Raw genomic sequence first — 16,644 nt, forward strand, 5'->3', positions numbered from 1 at the left:
CAGACCACTGCTCCAGGTGGATCACCGGCCGAACCCCGGTCGATGTCGGCGCGTAGTGATCGGAGTCCGCGCGTCACTCGCTAGAGTTTTCCGGTCAGTGGGATTACCTGCTCGGGACCTGCCGGCTCAAACGCCCTCAGCCCCTCGGCGCGATCGAATCCCACGTGCCGAGCAGCTGATCGGCGTCCATCACCGCGCCGAAGTATTTGTCGATGTTCATCAGCGCTGCGTCGTGCTCGGCTTGCGTGAAAGCCGCGCAGCAGTCGCCCATGAACGCGATGTGGTAATCGAGCATGTAACCGTGTCGCGCGGTCGATTCCACGCACACGTTCGTGCTGACACCGGCCATCACCAGCGTCTCGGCCCTCAACGTGCGCAGCACCGAATCCAGCCGGGTGTTCACGAATCCGCTGTACCGGTGCTTCAGCACGACGGTTTCCCCTGGCAGCGGCGCCACCTCGAACGGCTCCGCGCCCCACGTCCCCGCCCGGCACACCACGCCCGAACGGCCGCCGGACCGCGCGGTCAACGCCGCCGAGTCGGTCGCCTTCTCGTGCGCCGTCTGCACGAACACGACCGGCACGCCGTGCGCTCGCGCGCCGGCCAGCAGCAGCTGCAGTCGGGGGACCATTTCCTTGGCCGCGCTCACGTCCTCGCCACGCCGGGCACACGCGCCGTCGGGATGGCAGTAGTCGTTCTGGACGTCCACCACCACGACGGCCGCCTTGGCGGGGTTCAGCTTTTCCTCGTCGAATCGCACAGTCGCCACCTCGGTCGAGCCACTCCGGGAGCCGGAACCTACCGGCCGGGCCACGCCCCCACCAGGAAGGTTTCCACTGGCTGAAAGTCAACCGGCCGTGACCAGCTCTGCCAGCGCTTCCCGCAGCTTCCCCGCCACCTCGACCGGCCGCCGCGACTCCCGGTCCACGAACACGTGCACGAACTGCCCCTCCGCCACCAGCACCTCGGCGGCGGTGTACATCCCGATCTCGTACCGCACGCTCGACCGCCCCAGGTGCGCCACCCGCAGCCCGACCCGCAACGATCCCGGGAACGACACCGAAGCGTGGTACTGGCACCGCGACTCCACGCACAGCCCGATCACTTCGCCGGCCTCGATGTCCAGCCCGCCGCGATCGATCAGCCACGTGTTGATCACCGTGTCCATCAACGAGTAGTGCACCACGTTGTTCACGTGGCCGTAGACGTCGTTGTCCTTCCACCGCAACGGAACTGTCTGCCAGAACGGATAACTCACCACAGCTGCACCGAGGCGCGCAGGATCCCGGCCAAATCGTCTTCGGAGGCCTCCCGCGGTGCCGTCGCCAGCAACCGCTGCTGCTTCACCGTGCCGGAGACCAAGGAGTCCACATCGGACTCCAAGTACCCCACCGCGCCGATGCCGGCGGGTATCCCGATCTCCCGCATCAGGTTCACCAGCACCGCCGGCAGGTGGTCCTGGAAGTCCCCGGCCCACTCGAAGTCCGGCGCCAGCAACCGCGCCACCCGCAGGTGCCGCTCCGGCGCGGCGGAGAAGGTGAACCGAAACGCCTCCGGCGCCGTCAGCGACACCGCCATCCCGTGCGGCACCATCGCCTCGTCGCCCGGGTAACCGTCCGGGTGGAACTCCCGCACCTGCCCCGCGATCGGGTACGCGTTGGCGTGCGGGATGTGCACCCCGGCGTTGCCGAACCCCAGCCCCGCGAACGTCGCGGCCAGGGCCATCGCCTCGCGCGCCTCCAGGTCCGCACCATCGCGCACCGCCCTGGGCAACGCCCACGACAGCAACGACAACGACTTCTCCGCGAACATGTCCGCCAACGGGTTCGACCCGCAGTACGGCACCCGCTGCTCGGGCTTCTTCCGGTCGAACGACGTGTACGGCTTCGCGGTGTAGCTCTCCGCCGCGTGGCAGAGGATGTCCATCCCGGACGCGGCCGTCACCCCGGCCGGCTGCGTCACCGTCAGCCGCGGGTCCACGACCGCCAGCGTCGGCCGCAGCCGCAGGTGGCTGATCCCGCTCTTCACCCGCAGCGACAACACATCGAGCACACACACCGTCGTACTCTCCGACCCGGTGCCCGTCGTGGTCGGCACGGCCACGAGCGGCTTCAACGGGTTCGACGGCGCCCGCCCGCCGCCCACCGGCGCGTTGACGTAGTCCATCAACGAGCCCTCATTGGACGTCAGCAGGTTCGCCGCCTTCGCCGTGTCGATGCTCGACCCGCCGCCCACGGCCACGAACGCGTCGTACGGCCCGCTCCCGCGTGCGAAGTCCACGGCCTTCTGCATGCTCACGTCAGTCGGCTCCACGTGGACGCCGTCGAAGACCTCCGTCGCGATCCCGTACGACTCGATCCGCGAGGCGATCCGCGCCGGCCACCCCGTCTCGGCGACGGTCGGATCCGTGACCACGAGTACCCGGCGAACGCCGTACTGCGTGAGGTCGTAACCGATCTCGTCACTGGATCCCGTGCCGTACTTCAACGCGGGCGCGCCATAGGTGAAAACGGTTTCATGCTCGGTGGACGTCACAGCCCGGTCCTCGCTTCCTGCCAGCGGGCGGTCAAAGCGGACATTCGTCCCATTTTCGCGGTCATTCCCCGAAGATCACTTGACTGCGGTGAACCGTGCCGCCCTAAGCTCTACTCATTAGATACCAAGTAGGAGCGACCGTCGCCCAGACGGCCGTGCGCATCCTGACCGAGGCCCAGGTCCGCCGGGTGTACGCGGTCGTCGGCGAAGCATTCCTTGAGCTGCTCGACGCGCTGCAGCGCGAGCGCGAAGTGACTCTCGTCTCCGCGCGCCACGATTCGGGCGCCGCGTTCATGGCCGAAGCCGAGGGCAAGCTCACCGAGCGCCCCGCCGTGCTGCTCGCGAGCCGCGGCCCGGGTGCCGCGAACCTCGCCATCGGCGTGCAGACGGCCTACCAGGACGAGACCCCGATGGTCGTCCTCCTCGAGACGCCGGCGCTGGACCGCACGAGCACCGGCGAGCTGCCGACCTCCGACCTCACGGCGATGTTCGAGTCGATCGCGAAGTGGTGCGTGCGCGCCGAAGACCCCGACGCGGTGCCGGGCCTGCTCGCTGAAGCGCTCACACGCTGTCGCGAAGGCCGTCCGGGGCCGGTCGTGCTCGGCGTGCCCAGCGACGCGTGGGGAGTGCCGTACGACTCGGCCAAACCGGCGGCCAAGGTGCGCCCGCCGGTCACCGGCACGCTGGGCCGTTCGGCCGAAGCCGTCGCCGGGCTCGTCGACGAGGCCCGCTACCCGGTGGTCATCGTCGGCGGTCGCGCGCGTTCAGCGCGTGACGAATTGATCGCCGTCGCCGACGAGCTCGCCCTGCCCGTGTACAACGCCTTCCGCCGCCAGGACGCCTTCCCCGAGACGCACGCGCGCTACGCCGGCCACCTCGGTCTCGGCATCCCCGCGCGCCAGCTCGACGCCCTCGAACGCGCCGACCTCGTGCTCGCCCTCGGCACCCAGCTCGACGAAGTGACCACTCAGGGTTACCGCTACCCGACGCCGCAGCAGACGCTCGTGCTGGTCGGCACCGGTATCGACGAGCAGCGCCGCCGAGGCCTCACCTTCCGCGTCGACTCCGAGGTGGAGCCGTTCCTGCGCGAGCTGCGCTCGATCGCGACCCCGCGCACGCGCCGCGCGTCGGCCGCCAACGCCGCCGTGCACACGTTCATGACGCCGCCCGACACGAGCGGCAACACGCGCGTGCACCCCGTCGACGTGATCCGCGCCCTGCGCAAGCTCGCGCCCGAGGACACGATCGTGACGAGTGACGCGGGCAACTTCGCGCAGTTCATGCACCGCTACTGGTGCTTCACCGCGCCGCGCAGCCAGCTCGGCCCGAGCAACGCGGCCATGGGCTACGCCGTGCCCGCCGCCATCGCGGCCAAGCTCGCCGAACCGCGCCGCGCCGTCGTCGCGATGGTCGGCGACGCCGGCACCCTCATGACGGGTCAGGAGATCGAGACCGCCGTCCGCTACCGCGCGCCTGTGATGGTGGTCGTGTTTCAGAACGGTGTCCACGGGGCATTGGCCATGCACCAGGCCCGCGCGCACGGACGGCTCTCGGGCGTGACCATCCCGCTCACGGACTTCGCGTCGTGGGCCCGTGGGCTCGGCGCGGCCGGGTACACGGTGGACGATCGCGAAGAGCTCGAGGCGATCGTCGCGAGTGCGTTGGTACGCCAGCGTCCGTGTGTGATCGATGTGAGGACGGACCCGGACGTCGTAACGCCCGACGTCCGCCTGAGCACCTTGCTGAGCGCGGTTCGCCCGCAATCACCCGGGCAGTGATTTTCCTCCGGCGCACAACAGGAAACGCCGGGAAAGTTCAGTGGCCGCAGGGGGGTGGCTCCGGTAGCCTGACGGTGTTCCCAGGGGTTCGCGGGAGAACCGGGATCCGGCAGAGTCACAACGGGGCGCGCCGCGCGCACGGATCAGCGTCCGTGGCGTGAGGGTTACCGATTCAGTGGTCTGGTCCGGACGGGAACAGCCGGTTTCTGTCGGTGCCGGATGACATCATCACGGCATCGCCCGCTGAGAGGCGGGTGGGAACGAGGGGAGTTTCACCATGGCCGACGAAAAGACCACGGTTTCGCGTGGTTCGTCTGCCCGCACCGCCGCGGCGCGCGCCGCCGGGGCGCGCACGGCGACGGAGCAGGTCCGCGAGACCTCGGGTGTCGTGCCGGTGCTGTTCAGCGCCGTCGCGGAGGCCCACGACGTGGCCGTCGTGGTCGGCGACCAGGACGCCGGCTGGCGTTCGCCGTTCGGGGGCGGTCTGCGTCCGGCGAGTGGCGAATAGCTCATCCCGGCCCGGCTCGCCCCTGTCCACGAGGGTGAGCCCGGGTGACTCGGGTTGTCCACGTGCCACGAGCTGTGCTTTACTTTAGATGGTCTCGATTTTTGTGAGTCACGCTCGCAGATTTCAGCGGGCGTAGTGTCTCCTCACTCGAGGAAGCAAACCGCCCGGGTTTGACTCGGGATGCTGATGTGGCTTCCCGTTTGGTGTTATGTATGGAGATATTTTAATGACTCAGGGCACTGTGAAGTGGTTCAACTCCGAGAAGGGGTTCGGCTTCATCACCCCCGACAACGGTGGCGGCGACGTCTTCGTTCACTACAGCGAGATCCAGGGTAGCGGCTTCAAGAGCCTCGAAGAGAACGCTCGCGTGGAGTTCGAGATCGGCCAGGGCCAGAAGGGCCCGCAGGCCACGTCGGTCAACGTCATCTGACCTAGACCTTCGAGAAGGGGCCGTCACCCGCGCTACGGGTGGCGGCCCTTTTCGTCTGGCAACGCTGTCGTTGTCAACGCGGTCGTATTTCGCTGCTGTCGTCTGCCCAGTCGCAGACTGCCCCACGATCTGGTTTCCTTTGGTGGACAACGACTCCCGTGCTTTCAGGCCAGCCTGCGATCGCCCGATCGTGTCCGGCGTGGACCTCGTAGGCTGCGCGCCATGATCGAGAACGGCTACACCGTCTCCGGGATGTCCTGCGGCCACTGTGCACAGTCGGTCACCGAGGAAATCACCGAACTTCCGGGCGTCGAAAGTGTCGAGGTCGACGTCGAAACCGGCCGCGTCGTCGTGCGCAGCGCCGAAGTGCTCACCGAGGACGCCGTCCGCGGTGCCGTCGAAGAAGCGGGCTACACCTACGAAGGCACCGCGGCGCTCGTCTAGCGGATCAGAACCGGTGGATCAGAGCACGGCGTCCGCGAGCCGCTTGATGTCGTCCACGTCGTCGGTGCCCGGGTTGAAGATGAGCTCGTCCAAGCCGAGGTCGGCGAACGACGTGATGGTCGACTTCAGCATCTCGGGCGTCCCGCACACGCCGGACATCACGAGGTCGGTGAATTCACCCGCGCCGGCGTAGTAGTCACCGACGTTCGCCCGGCCCTGGTCGGGGTCGCCGAGGGCGAAGTAGGCGAGCGCCACCGGGTGGGGCTGACCGGCGCGGCCGGAGTCCTTCCACGCGGCGCGGGCCTGCTCGAAGTGGTCCGCCACGAACTGCGCCGGGAGCGAGCCGGCGATGTCGCCCTGGCCCCACTTGGCCATGCGCGTGAACGACGCCGGCGCCATGCCGCCGAAGAGCATCGGCACCTCGTGCGTCCCGGCCGGCACGCCAGGGTTGTTGCCGCCGCCGACGGGCTGCCCCGTCCACATCGAACGGGTACGTCTCGAGGTCACGGTCGATGCGGGCCCCGAGCCCCTTGGGACCGAGACCGTCGGTGACGAAGTCGTCGGGGCGGATCCCGATCCCGATCCCGACGGCCAGCCGGCCACCGGAAACGCCGTCGATGGCGGCGAGTTCCTTCGCGAGCAGGGGAGCCGGCCACACCGTCGCCAGCATCACCCCGCACATCAGCCCGATCGACTTGGTCGCGCCGGCGGCCGCGGCCAGTGCCACCGTGTCCATCACGCCGGGGTAGGCGATCCGGCCGACGGTGCCGAGCGTCGAGAAGCCCGCCTGCTCGGCTTGCGCCGCCCACTCGGGGATGACCTGCGGGGCGGACGCCGCGCACCTGATCGGGAATTCCGATACCGCCCTTCATGCTCACCGCTTTCTGGGAAAAAGACTTACCCGCCGGTCTGACATGATCTCTTTCCCGGTGCGCGTCGGCTGGATCGGCGCACGTCGTGCCGCACGGGTATGCCCCTTCATCCGGTCGTGGGCGTGGATTCCCCCGGCCGCATGACTGGGCCGTCCGGGTGAGCAATCGAGCTGCAACCCTCCGCAACCCTTCCCCTATGCGGCTTCACACGGTCTGCTGAACCGGCACAAGCAGGACAAGGAGATCTGTGGTGGGCCCAGGTGTGGCGGGCATCGTCGCCAACCCGGCGTCGGGGCGGGACATCCGGCGGCTGGTGGCGCAGGCGTCCGTGTTCCCGACGGCCGAGAAGGCCAACATGGTCCAGCGCGTGCTGGCCTCGCTGGCCATCACGGGCGTGGGGAGAACGCTCGTTTCCACCGACCTCGGTGGCATTTCCGCGGCCGTGGTCCGGCAGCTCGGGCGCCATCCGCTGCCGGGCGTCGAGTTCTGCGACAAAGACCCGCTCACGGGCACCGCGCAGGACACGATCAACGCCGTCCGCCGCATGGTCGAAGCGGGGGCCGGCGTGATCGTCTGCCTCGGCGGCGACGGCACGGCCCGGGTCGCCGCGAAGGCGTGCGGTGAGGTGCCGTTGCTCGCGCTGTCGACCGGAACCAACAACGCCTTCCCGCAGATGCGCGAAGCCACCGTCGCGGGTCTCGCCGCCGGCTTCATCGCGAGCGGTCAGATCGACCCCGACCTCGTCACCCACCGCGTCAGCAAGCTCGAGGTCGTCACCAAGGCGCGGCGCGAGATCGCCCTGGTGGACGTCGCCGTGACCCTGAGCAAGCACGTCGGCGCGAAGGCGCTGTGGGATCCCGCGTCGCTCACCGAGCTCTACTGCACCTTCGCCGAGCCCGACGGCATCGGCCTGTCCAGCATCGCGGGCCAGCTCTGTCCGAGCCCGCGGTCCAGCGCCGACGGCGTCGCTCTCAAGCTCGGACCCGTCGGCGTCACCCCGCACGTGGTTCACGCGCCCATCGCCCCTGGCCTGGTGAAAGCCGTCGGCGTGCGCGGCTGGGGCGTGCTCCAGCAGGGCATGCGCGTGGACCTCGCCGCCGGCGGTGGCGTGATCGCCGTCGACGGAGAGCGTGAGCTTGAACTGAAGCCAGGGGAGAGCGCGTACGTCGAGCTCCGGTCCGACGGGCCGTGGTGCGTCGACGTCCGCGCGGTGATGGCCGAAGCGGCCAGACGGGGGTTGTTGCGCACCACGTCCGCGAACGAACCGAAGAAGGAGCGTCGACGATGACGGAAACCTTGCTGGAGGCCTATCGCACCATGCGCACGATCCGCGCGTTCGAAGAACGCGTGCACGAGGAGTTCGCCACCGGTGACATCCCGGGTTTCGTCCACCTCTACGCCGGCGAGGAGGCCTCGGCCACCGGCGTCTGCCGCCACCTGGACCGCCGCGACACCATCGCCAGCACTCACCGCGGCCACGGCCACTGCATCGCCAAGGGCGTGGACGTGAAGGCCATGATGGCTGAAATCTACGGCCGCACCACGGGATCTTGCCATGGCAAGGGCGGCTCGATGCACATCGCCGACCTGTCGAAGGGCATGCTCGGCGCCAACGGCATCGTCGGCGGCGGCCCGCCACTCATCTGCGGTACCGCGCTCGCCGCGAAGCAGCAGGGGACCGGTGGCGTCGGTGTCGCCTTCTTCGGCGACGGTGCCAGCAACCAGGGCACCACGCTCGAAGCCCTCAACCTCGCGTCCGTCTGGAACCTGCCCGCGCTCTTCGTCGCCGAGAACAACGGCTACGCCGAAGCCACCTCCAGCACCTGGTCCGTGGCCTCGGACAACATCGCCGACCGCGCGGCCGGCTTCGGCATGCCGGGCGTGATCGTCGACGGTTACGACTTCTTCGCTGTCACCGAAGCCGCCGGCGAGGCCATCGACCGCGCCCGCAACGGTGGCGGCCCCACGCTGCTGGAGGTCAAGTTCACGCGCTACTTCGGCCACTTCGAAGGCGACCAGCAGAGCTACCGCGCCGACGAGGTCGCGCACGCCCGCGAAAACCTCGACTGCCTCAGGCGCTTCCGCACGCGTGTGGTCGAAAGCGGCGAGCTGTCCGAGGAAAACCTCGACGAGGTCGACACCGAAGTCGCGAAACTCGTCGGAGAAGCCGTGGCGGAAGCCAAAGCCGCACCCAAACCCACCCGAGCCGACCTGGAGACCGACGTCTACGTCTCGTACTGAAGGGAGCGCGAGCATGGCACGCACGATCAGCTACCGCGAAGCGATCAACGAGGCCCTCGCGCAGGAGATGCAGCGCGACGAGTCGGTGATCGTGATGGGCGAGGACAACGCCGGCGGCGCGGGAAGCCCCGGCGACGACGACGCGTGGGGCGGCGTTCTCGGCGTCACCAAAGGACTTTTCCACCGCTTCCCCGGCCGGGTGCTCGACACACCGATCTCCGAGTCGGCTTTCATCGGCGCGGCCATCGGCGCCGCGACGGCCGGCCAGCGGCCCGTGGCCGAGCTGATGTTCATCGACTTCATGGGCGTCTGCTTCGACCAGATCTTCAACCAGGCGGCCAAGTTCCGCTACATGTTCGGCGGCAACGCGCGCACGCCCGTGGTGATCCGCACGATGTACGGCGCGGGTCTGCGGGCCGCCGCCCAGCATTCCCAGTGCCTGTACCCGATCTTCACGCACATCCCGGGTCTCAAGGTCGTGGTGCCCTCCAGCCCGTACGAGGCCAAGGGCCTGCTCATCCAGTCCATTCGCGACGACGACCCCGTGATCTTCTGCGAGCACAAGACCCTCTACGACACCACCGGCGAAGTTCCCGAAGACAGCTACACCATTCCCTTCGGTGAAGCCAACGTCGTCCGCGATGGCGACGACGTCACCATCGTCGCCATCGGCCGCATGGTCGGGGTCGCCGAGGAAGCCGCGCACGAGCTGTTCGAAAGTGGCATCGAGGCCGAGGTGATCGACCCGCGCACGACCAGCCCGCTCGACACCGAAACGATCCTCGAAAGCGTCGAGAACACCGGCCGGCTCGTGATCGTCGACGAGGCTTCTCCGCGCTGCAACCTCGCGACGGACATCTCCGCGCTCGTCGCCCGTGAAGGGTTCGCGTCCCTGCGGGCGCCGATCGAGATGGTCACGCCGCCGCACACGCCCGTGCCCTTCTCCGACGCGCTCGAAGACCTCTACATCCCGGGCCCCCAGCAGGTGGTCAACGCGGCGAAAGCCGTGGTGGGCTGGACGCGCTGATGGCCGATATTCAGCGTGTCACGATGCCCAAGTGGGGTCTGTCGATGAAGACGGGCCGCATCACCGACTGGCTCGCGGCCGAGGGCGACGACCTCACCGAGGGTGACGACCTGGTCGACATCGACACCGACAAGATCACCGGCACGCTGGAGTCCCCGGGCTCCGGCGTGCTGCGCCGGGTGATCGCGCCTGCGGGGGAGGACGTGCCCGTCGGCGCCACGATCGCCCTGGTCGCGCCCGCCTCCGTCGCCGACGCCGAGGTCGACGAAGCCGCCGAAACCGCGTTGCGGGAGCTGGCCGAAGGCGTGGTCGAGGAGGCGGCGGGACCGGTCACCGGCACCGTCGAGGTCGACGGCCGCACCCTCAGCTACGCCACGCTCGGTGTGCAGGGCGGCTCGAGCGGTGAGGTTGTCGTCCTCGTCCACGGCTACGGCGGCGACAAGAACTCCTGGCTCTTCGTCCAGGAGCCGCTCGCAGACGGCCGCACCGTCCACGCCCTCGACCTTCCCGGTCACGGCGAGTCCACCAAGGACGTCGGCGACGGCTCGCTCACCACCCTCGCCAACGCCGTCCTCGGCTTCCTGGAAACACTCAACGTCACCAAGGCACACCTCGTCGGCCACTCGCTCGGCGGCGCGGTCATCGTGGCCGCCGCCGCGGCGCAACCCGCGAAGGTCTCCTCGCTCACGCTGGTGGCCCCGGCCGGCTTCGGCGACCGCATCAACGCGGGTTACCTGCGCGGCTTCGCCACCGCCAAGTCGAGGAGAGAGCTGAAACCCCACCTCAGCGCCCTCTTCGCCGACCCGGACCTGGTCACCCGCCGCCTCGCCGACGACCTCCTCAAGTACAAACGCCTCGACGGCGTAGACCGCGTCCTGGGGAAACTCCTCGGCACCCTACTCGAAGACGACGACACGCCGGCCCTCCACGTCGCCCCGCTCCTGGCTCAGTACGAAGGCCCGGTGACCGTGATCTGGGGCAGCGAAGACGCGGTGCTCCCGGCCGAAAACGCCGCCGGTCTCGCGGACGTCCACTCCGTCGAAAACGCCGGCCACCTGGTCCACTTGGAGACACCCTCGGCCGTGGTCGAAGCCGTGGTCGAGGTTGTCGGGGGAGCGACCGAGAGATCGTCACGGCCTTGATCGACCCGGGATCGCCGCTTGACCGACGCCGTTGCGGCCTTGATCGACTCTGTCGGCGAAGTCACCGCCCCTTCCGATCACGACCCGACCACCGGCACACTGGCGCCGGAAGCCGGGTGAGGACCACCCCAATGTGGCGTTGGGTGCGTTGAGAGCACCCAACGCGGCGTTCGGTGAGTCGAGCGCACCGAACGCCACATGGGGGAGTCGGACGAGGAGCGGTGGTTGGGCCAGCAGCACCTCGAGGCAGCGTTGCCGGTCGGGGTCGACCCCCGGCGGCACGCGCGCGCTCTCGCCCGGGTCCACGAAGCCGCCGTCGCCGGCGAAGCGCTGCCCAGCGCGCCGCGCTCGGTGATCAGCGAGTCGTGGTCACGCGTGCGGCGCCTCGGCATCGACCCGGACCGCGGTGCGTCCTCGCCGGTCCTCGACGCCGCGGAGCTCGAAGAACGTCGCCGCGAAAGCGGCCTCGCCCCGCTGCTGCCGTTGCTGCGCGGCGGCCTGCTCAGTCTGGCCGAGCAGACCGCGCACATCATGGTGATCGTCGACGCCGCCGGCCACGTCCTCTGGCGCGACGGGTCCGTCCCGGTCCGCCGCCGCGCCGACCGGCTCGGGTTCGTGGAAGGCGTCGACTGGCAGGAGGAAGCCGTCGGCACCAACGCCATCGGCACGGCGCTCGTGGCCCGGCGGCCGGTGCAGGTGTACTCCGCCGAGCACTACGTCCGCGCCCACCACGACTGGACCTGTGCCGCCGCTCCGCTGCACGATCCCCGCGACGGCCGGCTGCTCGGCGTCGTCGACCTCTCCGGACCCGCCCCGACGGTCCACGCCACCACCCTCGCCCTCGTCGACGCCGTCGGCCGCCTCGCCGAGTCCCAGCTGCGCACCACGCACCTGACCGACCTCGAACGCCTGCGTGGCCTCGCGGTTCCTTTGCTGACCAAGGTTTCCGGCCGCGCGCTGGTCACCGACCCGCACGGCTGGATCGCCGCGGCGACCGGCCTCGCCCCCGCCGGTCGGCTCCCGCTGCCCGCGTCCGTGGGGCCCGGTCCGCTGTGGCTGCCCGCCCATGGCCACTGCTTGGTCGAACCACTTCCCGGCGGCTGGCTCATCCGCTGGGACGACTCCGAAGCTGCTCCACCGACCCGCGTTTCCCTGGACCTGCGGATCCCCGGCGAACCGGCGCTCACGGTTCATGGCGCCGCGACCGAATGGACCCACCACGTCTCCCCGCGCCACGCACAGCTCCTGTCCGCCCTCGCCGCGCACCGAAACGGCTGCAGCGCTTCACAGTTGTCGTCCGTGTTGTTCGGCGACGCGACGCGCACGGTGACCGTGCGCGCCGAGGTCTCGCGGCTGCGGCGGATCGTCGGCGGGATCATCGTCGGGTGCCCGTACCGGTTCGCCGACAATCTCCAAGTCGTCGTGCACGGACCTGACGGATCTGCCGTCGCGGGCTAGGTTTCGGTGCGCGAAGCAGTGGCACGCGCGGGTTGCCCCGCGTACGCGCAACCACCATTGGTGTGAGTGATCTTTCTTGCCCGCGTGGCAAGCGGCGATGGTGTGCACCATGACCAAGCGAACATCGGTGCGCCAGCGCCGGGTCTCCGCTGAGCTGCGGACGCTGCGCATGGCGGCGGGCATGACGTGCAAAGAGGTTTCCGACGGCCTCGGCTTCTCGGAGAGCAAGATCAGCCGCATGGAGACGGGCGATCGCGGCCTGTATGCCGACGACGTCTCCGCCATCCTCGGCTTCTTGCACGCGCCAACTGAGAAACGCCAGGAGCTGCTGCAGCTTCTCCGCGAAGGCGAGCAACGCAACTGGCACGAGACGAACGGGCCACTCCCGCCCAATTGGAAGGACTTGATTCGCTTCGAGGAGACCGCCGCCGCCATCTCGAACTTCGAGACAATGGTGGTTCCGGGGCTCGCGCAGATCCCTGAGTACTCGCGAGCGCTTATCCACGGAGTCAATTCGCAGCTAACCGAGCGCGAGGTCGAACGGCTGCTGACCGCTCGAACGACTCGGCAGATGATCGTGACTCGGCGAGAAGGCCCTGCGGTGCACCTGTTGCTCGATGAGATGGTGCTGCGGCGATCGATCGGCGGGCGCGAGATCATGACTGCACAGCTGGAACATCTGCTGAGATTGGCTCGCAGATCCAACGTCACCATTCAGGTGGTGCCGTTCGCCGCAACCCCGCATCCTGGCTTGACTGGACCATTCGTGGTGCTCGAGTTCATCGACGAACCTGCACTTGCTTATGTGGAGAGCCGAGGCACCAGCAGCTTCCTCGAAGAGCCAGACCTCGTCGGCAGCGTCCGGCTTGCCTGGCGCGAGCTCCTCGCCATCGCCATGTCGCCTGAGGCCTCCCTGCGGCTGATTGCCGATACGATCGGCGTGCCGACACAAGAGGAGCAAGAACCATGATGATCCCGGAGTTCCAGCCCGTCTGGCGCAAGAGTTCCTTCAGCACCGACCAGGCGAACTGTGTCGAGGTCGGTGCGTGGAACAAGAGCTCCTTCAGCCCCGACCAGGGTAACTGTGTTGAGGTCACCGCCACCCCGTCGATCGAGATCGGCGTGCGCGACACGAAGGACCGTGGTGCGGGTCACCTCACCGTTTCGGCTGAAGCCTGGACCGCGTTCCTAACCGCTGCCGCCGCTGCTGCCGGGCGCTGACCGAGATCACGTGCTGGTGACACCTTCCGGGTGAGGTTCGCCCGGCTCTCCGCGACCGGCTACCTTCTGCGGGTGGCGTACGGGGAGGATCGGGGATGACCAGCACGGTGACGCGGCCGGAGACGTCTGCGGGCACTGGCGGTACGGGTGCTTCCGCGCCCCCGCCTGAGGATCCGGAAGGCCGCAGCGGCATCGCCGGCCTGTTGGAGCTGCCGGGTCAGGCGGTGCGCGCGATCGTGAGATCGGCGGCGACGACGCCGGGCCGGCTTTCGGTGATCGCGGTGGCCTTGGTGTTGCTGTCGCTGGTGGCGGGGCTGGTGGCCACGCTGTCGGCGCAGGACAAAGACGACACCATCTCCGGTCTGATCAGCTACCGCGAACCGCTCGCGGCGGCGGCGCAGCAGGTGTTCCGCTCGCTGTCCGACGCGGACGCGACGGCGGCGACCACGTTCCTGTCGGTGGGTGCCGAGCCGCCGGAGCTTCGCAAGAAGTACGAGCAGGACATCGCGGAGGCCGGCTCGGCGCTGGCGAAGGCCGCGTCGGACACCGCCGATGTGGGTGACGCCGCTCACCAGGTGGACATCCTGAACCAGAAGATCCCCGTGTACACCGGGATCGTCGAGACGGCGCGCGCGAACAACCGGCAGGGCTTCCCTTCGGGTGCTTCGTACCTTCGTGAGGCTTCGCAGCTGATGCGGGCGACGATCTTGCCCGCGGCGGAAGCGTTGTACCGCGCGGACACCGACAAGCTTTCCGCCGAGCAGGACGACAGCACCGGTTTCCCGTGGGCGGCCGTCGCGCTGCTGCTCGCGCTGGTGGCGGCGCTGGTCGTCACGCAGGTGTACCTCACGCGCAAGACCAACCGCGTGGTCAACATCGGCTTGCTGGTGGCGACGGCGTGCATCGTCCTGTCGATGTTGTGGGGCGCGGTGGCGCTGGTCGTACAGGGCAGCCTGGTCGGCTCGGGCAAGACCGACGGCAGCTCGCAGGTCGACGTGCTCGCCCGCGCGCGCATCGCCGCCCTGCAGGCCCGCGCCGACGAGACGTTGACCCTGGTCGCCCGCGGTGATGGCGGCACCTACGAGCAGCAGTTCATCAAGCTCGCCGAGCAGCTCGTCGGCGCCGACGGCCAAGGCGGCCTGCTCGGCCAGGCCCGCGGTCTCGCCGCCGGCACTCCCGGCCAGCAGAAGATCGAGGCCGCCGAGGAAGCCGCCCGAGAGTGGTCGCTGGCCCACCTGGAGGTCCGCAAACTCGACGACTCCGGCCAGTACCAGCAGGCCGTCGACTTCGCCACCTCCGTCAGCCAGGGCAGCGCCGCGGCCGCCTTCGCCCGCCTCGATGCGAACCTCCAGGACGCCATCGAGGTCTGCCGCCAGGAATTCCTGGACGACACCCAAGCCGGCGACAACGCCCTGACGGCGTTGGCCCCCGGCTTGGGCGCCCTCGCGGTCCTCGCGGCGGGCGGCGTCACCGTCGGCGTCCGCGAACGGCTCCGGGAGTACCGGTGATCCTGGCTGACGGCGCCCGCGGCGTGAGACGCAGATCGACGACAGCAGGCACCGTGACCTGCGGACGGCGGAGATTGAGGGAGTACCGGTGATTCGGTCGCGTCACCTGTTCCGGGCGGCCGCACTGGCGGTGGTCGCGGTATTGGCCTCCGCGTGCGGCTCGGCACCTCAGCCGATCGACCCGGCCCCGGTGAGTGACGCGGCCTGGCCGATGCCCGCGGACGTCGGCGGCCCCGACGCCGCCGCCGGTGGCTCGACCGACAACAGCTGCGACCCGACGGCCAGCCTCTCGCCCGCCGGCGCCTCTGCCGGCTCGCCTTCGGTGGCGAAGATCAAGGCCCGCGGCAAACTCATCGCGGGTGTCGACCAGACCACGTACCTGTTCGGCTTCCGGAATCCCAAGACGGGCAACCTCGAGGGCTTCGACATCGACATGGTCAACCAGATCGCCGCCGCGATCTTCGGCTCCGCCGCGGGCCACGTGCAATTCCGGGCGATCGCGTCGTCGCAACGTGAGCAGGTGCTGAAGGACCACCAGGTCGACATCGTCGTCCGCACCTACTCGATCACGTGCGCGCGCCTGAAGGACGTGGCCTTCTCGTCGGTGTACTACGTGGCCGGCCAGAAGATCCTGGTCCCCAAGGCCTCCAACGCCGAATCCCTGTCCGACCTCAAGGGCAAACGCGTCTGCGCCACCAAACAGTCGACCTCGCTCGCCAAGATCGCCACCGACCCGGCCCACCCCACGGCCGTCTCGGTCGACAACTGGTCCGACTGCCTCATCATGCTCCAGCAACACCAGGTCGACGCCGTCTCCACCGACGACACCATCCTCGCGGGCATGGCCGCCCAAGACCCGACCGTGAAGGTCTCCGGCGCCCCGATGACCACGGAGAACTACGGCATCGGCATCCCCAAGGACCAGCCGGACCTCGTCCGCTACGTCAACTCGGTCCTCGAAACCACCCGCACCAACGGCACATGGGCCGCCAGCTACCAGAAATGGGTGGGCGCCCGCCTTGGCCCGGCCACGCCGCCGCAGCCGAAGTACAAGTAGTCCGATCGAGTGGCCCTTGCTTGATCAGCGGCTTCCTGAGGCGTCCGGGCCCCCGCGCCGTGGTGCCCGACTAGGATCATCAAGGGACTTGTTCCGCGGGGATCTCGGGAGGTAGTTGTGTCGGAGGAGCCGCGCCGTCCTCGGCACGCCGCGCCGGACGAGAACGCGGGCGCCGAGACGCCCTCGTGGACTCCGCCGCCGCCGGTCCGGTGGGACACCCCGGAGCCGTCGGTGTCCGGCCGCCTCGACCCGGCCGCCCGGCCGGACCCCGAGTCGCCGACCGTGATCAACACTCCGGTCTACCGCCAGCAGACCCCCGCGCAAGGTGTGCAGCAGCAGTATCCGGGGCAGCCGTACCAAGGTGGTCCGGGTCAGCCGCCCCAGGGTGGTCCGGGCCAGGCGCCGGCCCAGCAGTCCCAGGGT

At 69.2% G+C, this 16,644-nt stretch carries 17 protein-coding genes and 1 pseudogene; 13 read left to right on the plus strand and 5 right to left on the minus strand.

Translation table 11 applies throughout. From position 1 onward, the window contains the following. Positions 1 to 136: 136 nt before the first annotated feature. The 3 genes from AB0F91_RS28635 to AB0F91_RS28645 all read right to left on the minus strand — a co-directional run bounded on the left by AB0F91_RS28635 (position 137) and on the right by AB0F91_RS28645 (position 2,535). Complete coding sequence (locus AB0F91_RS28635) at positions 137 to 760, minus strand: isochorismatase family cysteine hydrolase (RefSeq protein ID WP_360602307.1); 624 nt, start codon at positions 758 to 760, stop codon at positions 137 to 139. A gap of 87 nt (positions 761 to 847) precedes the next feature. Then, positions 848 to 1,261, minus strand: a complete 414-nt coding sequence (locus AB0F91_RS28640; protein ID WP_360602309.1) for a thioesterase family protein — start codon at positions 1,259 to 1,261, stop codon at positions 848 to 850. After that, entirely contained in the window at positions 1,255 to 2,535 is a 1,281-nt protein-coding gene (locus tag AB0F91_RS28645) for a hydroxyacid-oxoacid transhydrogenase (RefSeq protein ID WP_360602311.1), read from the minus strand. Before AB0F91_RS28645 ends, AB0F91_RS28640 begins: the two co-directional genes overlap by 7 nt. A gap of 116 nt (positions 2,536 to 2,651) precedes the next feature. On the opposite strand from AB0F91_RS28645, the gene AB0F91_RS28650 reads away from it, so the two are divergent. The 4 genes from AB0F91_RS28650 to AB0F91_RS28665 all read left to right on the plus strand — a co-directional run bounded on the left by AB0F91_RS28650 (position 2,652) and on the right by AB0F91_RS28665 (position 5,695). Continuing rightward, positions 2,652 to 4,313 carry a thiamine pyrophosphate-dependent enzyme gene (locus tag AB0F91_RS28650; RefSeq protein WP_360602426.1) on the plus strand — a complete coding sequence of 554 codons (1,662 nt, stop codon included), beginning with the start codon at positions 2,652 to 2,654 and terminating at the stop codon, positions 4,311 to 4,313. 277 nt (positions 4,314 to 4,590) lie between these two features. Further along, positions 4,591 to 4,821, plus strand: a complete 231-nt coding sequence (locus AB0F91_RS28655; protein WP_220247900.1) for a hypothetical protein — start codon at positions 4,591 to 4,593, stop codon at positions 4,819 to 4,821. Between the two features lie 226 nt (positions 4,822 to 5,047). Further along, positions 5,048 to 5,251, plus strand: a complete 204-nt coding sequence (locus AB0F91_RS28660; protein WP_360602313.1) for a cold-shock protein — start codon at positions 5,048 to 5,050, stop codon at positions 5,249 to 5,251. A gap of 222 nt (positions 5,252 to 5,473) precedes the next feature. After that, a complete protein-coding gene (locus tag AB0F91_RS28665; protein ID WP_360602315.1) occupies positions 5,474 to 5,695 on the plus strand; it encodes a heavy-metal-associated domain-containing protein in 222 nt (73 codons plus the stop codon). An 18-nt stretch (positions 5,696 to 5,713) separates the two neighbouring features. On the opposite strand, the gene AB0F91_RS28670 is transcribed toward AB0F91_RS28665, so the two are convergent. Both AB0F91_RS28670 and AB0F91_RS28675 read right to left on the minus strand, forming a co-directional pair. Continuing rightward, positions 5,714 to 6,178 carry a hypothetical protein gene (locus AB0F91_RS28670; protein WP_360602317.1) on the minus strand — a complete coding sequence of 155 codons (465 nt, stop codon included), beginning with the start codon at positions 6,176 to 6,178 and terminating at the stop codon, positions 5,714 to 5,716. A gap of 85 nt (positions 6,179 to 6,263) precedes the next feature. Further along, positions 6,264 to 6,542, minus strand: a pseudogene (locus tag AB0F91_RS28675) (LLM class flavin-dependent oxidoreductase); the annotation flags it as partial. Between the two features lie 275 nt (positions 6,543 to 6,817). Between AB0F91_RS28675 and AB0F91_RS28680 the strand changes: the two are divergent. The 9 genes from AB0F91_RS28680 (at position 6,818) to AB0F91_RS28720 (ending at position 16,221) form a co-directional block, all read left to right on the plus strand. Further along, positions 6,818 to 7,855, plus strand: coding sequence for an NAD(+)/NADH kinase (locus AB0F91_RS28680; RefSeq protein WP_360602319.1), 1,038 nt, complete (start codon positions 6,818 to 6,820; stop codon positions 7,853 to 7,855). Continuing rightward, positions 7,852 to 8,808, plus strand: a complete 957-nt coding sequence (locus AB0F91_RS28685) for a thiamine pyrophosphate-dependent dehydrogenase E1 component subunit alpha (protein ID WP_360602321.1) — start codon at positions 7,852 to 7,854, stop codon at positions 8,806 to 8,808. Before AB0F91_RS28680 ends, AB0F91_RS28685 begins: the two co-directional genes overlap by 4 nt. Positions 8,809 to 8,821: 13 nt before the next feature. Then, positions 8,822 to 9,835 carry an alpha-ketoacid dehydrogenase subunit beta gene (locus tag AB0F91_RS28690; RefSeq protein ID WP_360602323.1) on the plus strand — a complete coding sequence of 338 codons (1,014 nt, stop codon included), beginning with the start codon at positions 8,822 to 8,824 and terminating at the stop codon, positions 9,833 to 9,835. After that, entirely contained in the window at positions 9,835 to 10,977 is a 1,143-nt protein-coding gene (locus tag AB0F91_RS28695; RefSeq protein WP_360602324.1) for an acetoin dehydrogenase dihydrolipoyllysine-residue acetyltransferase subunit, read from the plus strand. Before AB0F91_RS28690 ends, AB0F91_RS28695 begins: the two co-directional genes overlap by 1 nt. 198 nt (positions 10,978 to 11,175) lie before the next feature. After that, positions 11,176 to 12,435, plus strand: coding sequence for a GAF domain-containing protein (locus AB0F91_RS28700; RefSeq protein WP_360602326.1), 1,260 nt, complete (start codon positions 11,176 to 11,178; stop codon positions 12,433 to 12,435). Positions 12,436 to 12,544: 109 nt separating this feature from the next. Further along, positions 12,545 to 13,405, plus strand: coding sequence for a helix-turn-helix transcriptional regulator (locus tag AB0F91_RS28705; RefSeq protein ID WP_360602328.1), 861 nt, complete (start codon positions 12,545 to 12,547; stop codon positions 13,403 to 13,405). Beyond that, on the plus strand, positions 13,402 to 13,656 hold the full coding sequence (locus AB0F91_RS28710) for a DUF397 domain-containing protein (protein WP_360602330.1): 255 nt from the start codon (positions 13,402 to 13,404) through the stop codon (positions 13,654 to 13,656). Before AB0F91_RS28705 ends, AB0F91_RS28710 begins: the two co-directional genes overlap by 4 nt. Before the next feature lie 95 nt (positions 13,657 to 13,751). Next, positions 13,752 to 15,164, plus strand: coding sequence for a hypothetical protein (locus AB0F91_RS28715; protein ID WP_360602332.1), 1,413 nt, complete (start codon positions 13,752 to 13,754; stop codon positions 15,162 to 15,164). 88 nt (positions 15,165 to 15,252) lie between these two features. Then, positions 15,253 to 16,221: a glutamate ABC transporter substrate-binding protein gene (locus AB0F91_RS28720; protein ID WP_360602334.1), complete on the plus strand. Its 969-nt coding sequence runs from the start codon at positions 15,253 to 15,255 to the stop codon at positions 16,219 to 16,221. The last annotated feature ends 423 nt before the right edge of the window (positions 16,222 to 16,644 follow it).

This window comes from Amycolatopsis sp. NPDC023774, assembly GCF_040639695.1.
GTDB lineage: Bacteria > Actinomycetota > Actinomycetes > Mycobacteriales > Pseudonocardiaceae > Amycolatopsis.

Bases quoted from the DNA above. Each gene is read 5' to 3' on its own strand.
- AB0F91_RS28655 (WP_220247900.1), top strand. From the start codon at position 4,591: ATGGCCGACGAAAAGACCACGGTTTCGCGTGGTTCGTCTGCCCGCACC.
- AB0F91_RS28660 (WP_360602313.1), top strand. From the start codon at position 5,048: ATGACTCAGGGCACTGTGAAGTGGTTCAACTCCGAGAAGGGGTTCGGC.
- AB0F91_RS28665 (WP_360602315.1), top strand. From the start codon at position 5,474: ATGATCGAGAACGGCTACACCGTCTCCGGGATGTCCTGCGGCCACTGT.
- AB0F91_RS28670 (WP_360602317.1), bottom strand. From the start codon at position 6,178: ATGTGGACGGGGCAGCCCGTCGGCGGCGGCAACAACCCTGGCGTGCCG.
- AB0F91_RS28685 (WP_360602321.1), top strand. From the start codon at position 7,852: ATGACGGAAACCTTGCTGGAGGCCTATCGCACCATGCGCACGATCCGC.
- AB0F91_RS28690 (WP_360602323.1), top strand. From the start codon at position 8,822: ATGGCACGCACGATCAGCTACCGCGAAGCGATCAACGAGGCCCTCGCG.
- AB0F91_RS28695 (WP_360602324.1), top strand. From the start codon at position 9,835: ATGGCCGATATTCAGCGTGTCACGATGCCCAAGTGGGGTCTGTCGATG.
- AB0F91_RS28700 (WP_360602326.1), top strand. From the start codon at position 11,176: ATGGGGGAGTCGGACGAGGAGCGGTGGTTGGGCCAGCAGCACCTCGAG.
- AB0F91_RS28705 (WP_360602328.1), top strand. From the start codon at position 12,545: ATGACCAAGCGAACATCGGTGCGCCAGCGCCGGGTCTCCGCTGAGCTG.
- AB0F91_RS28710 (WP_360602330.1), top strand. From the start codon at position 13,402: ATGATGATCCCGGAGTTCCAGCCCGTCTGGCGCAAGAGTTCCTTCAGC.
- AB0F91_RS28715 (WP_360602332.1), top strand. From the start codon at position 13,752: ATGACCAGCACGGTGACGCGGCCGGAGACGTCTGCGGGCACTGGCGGT.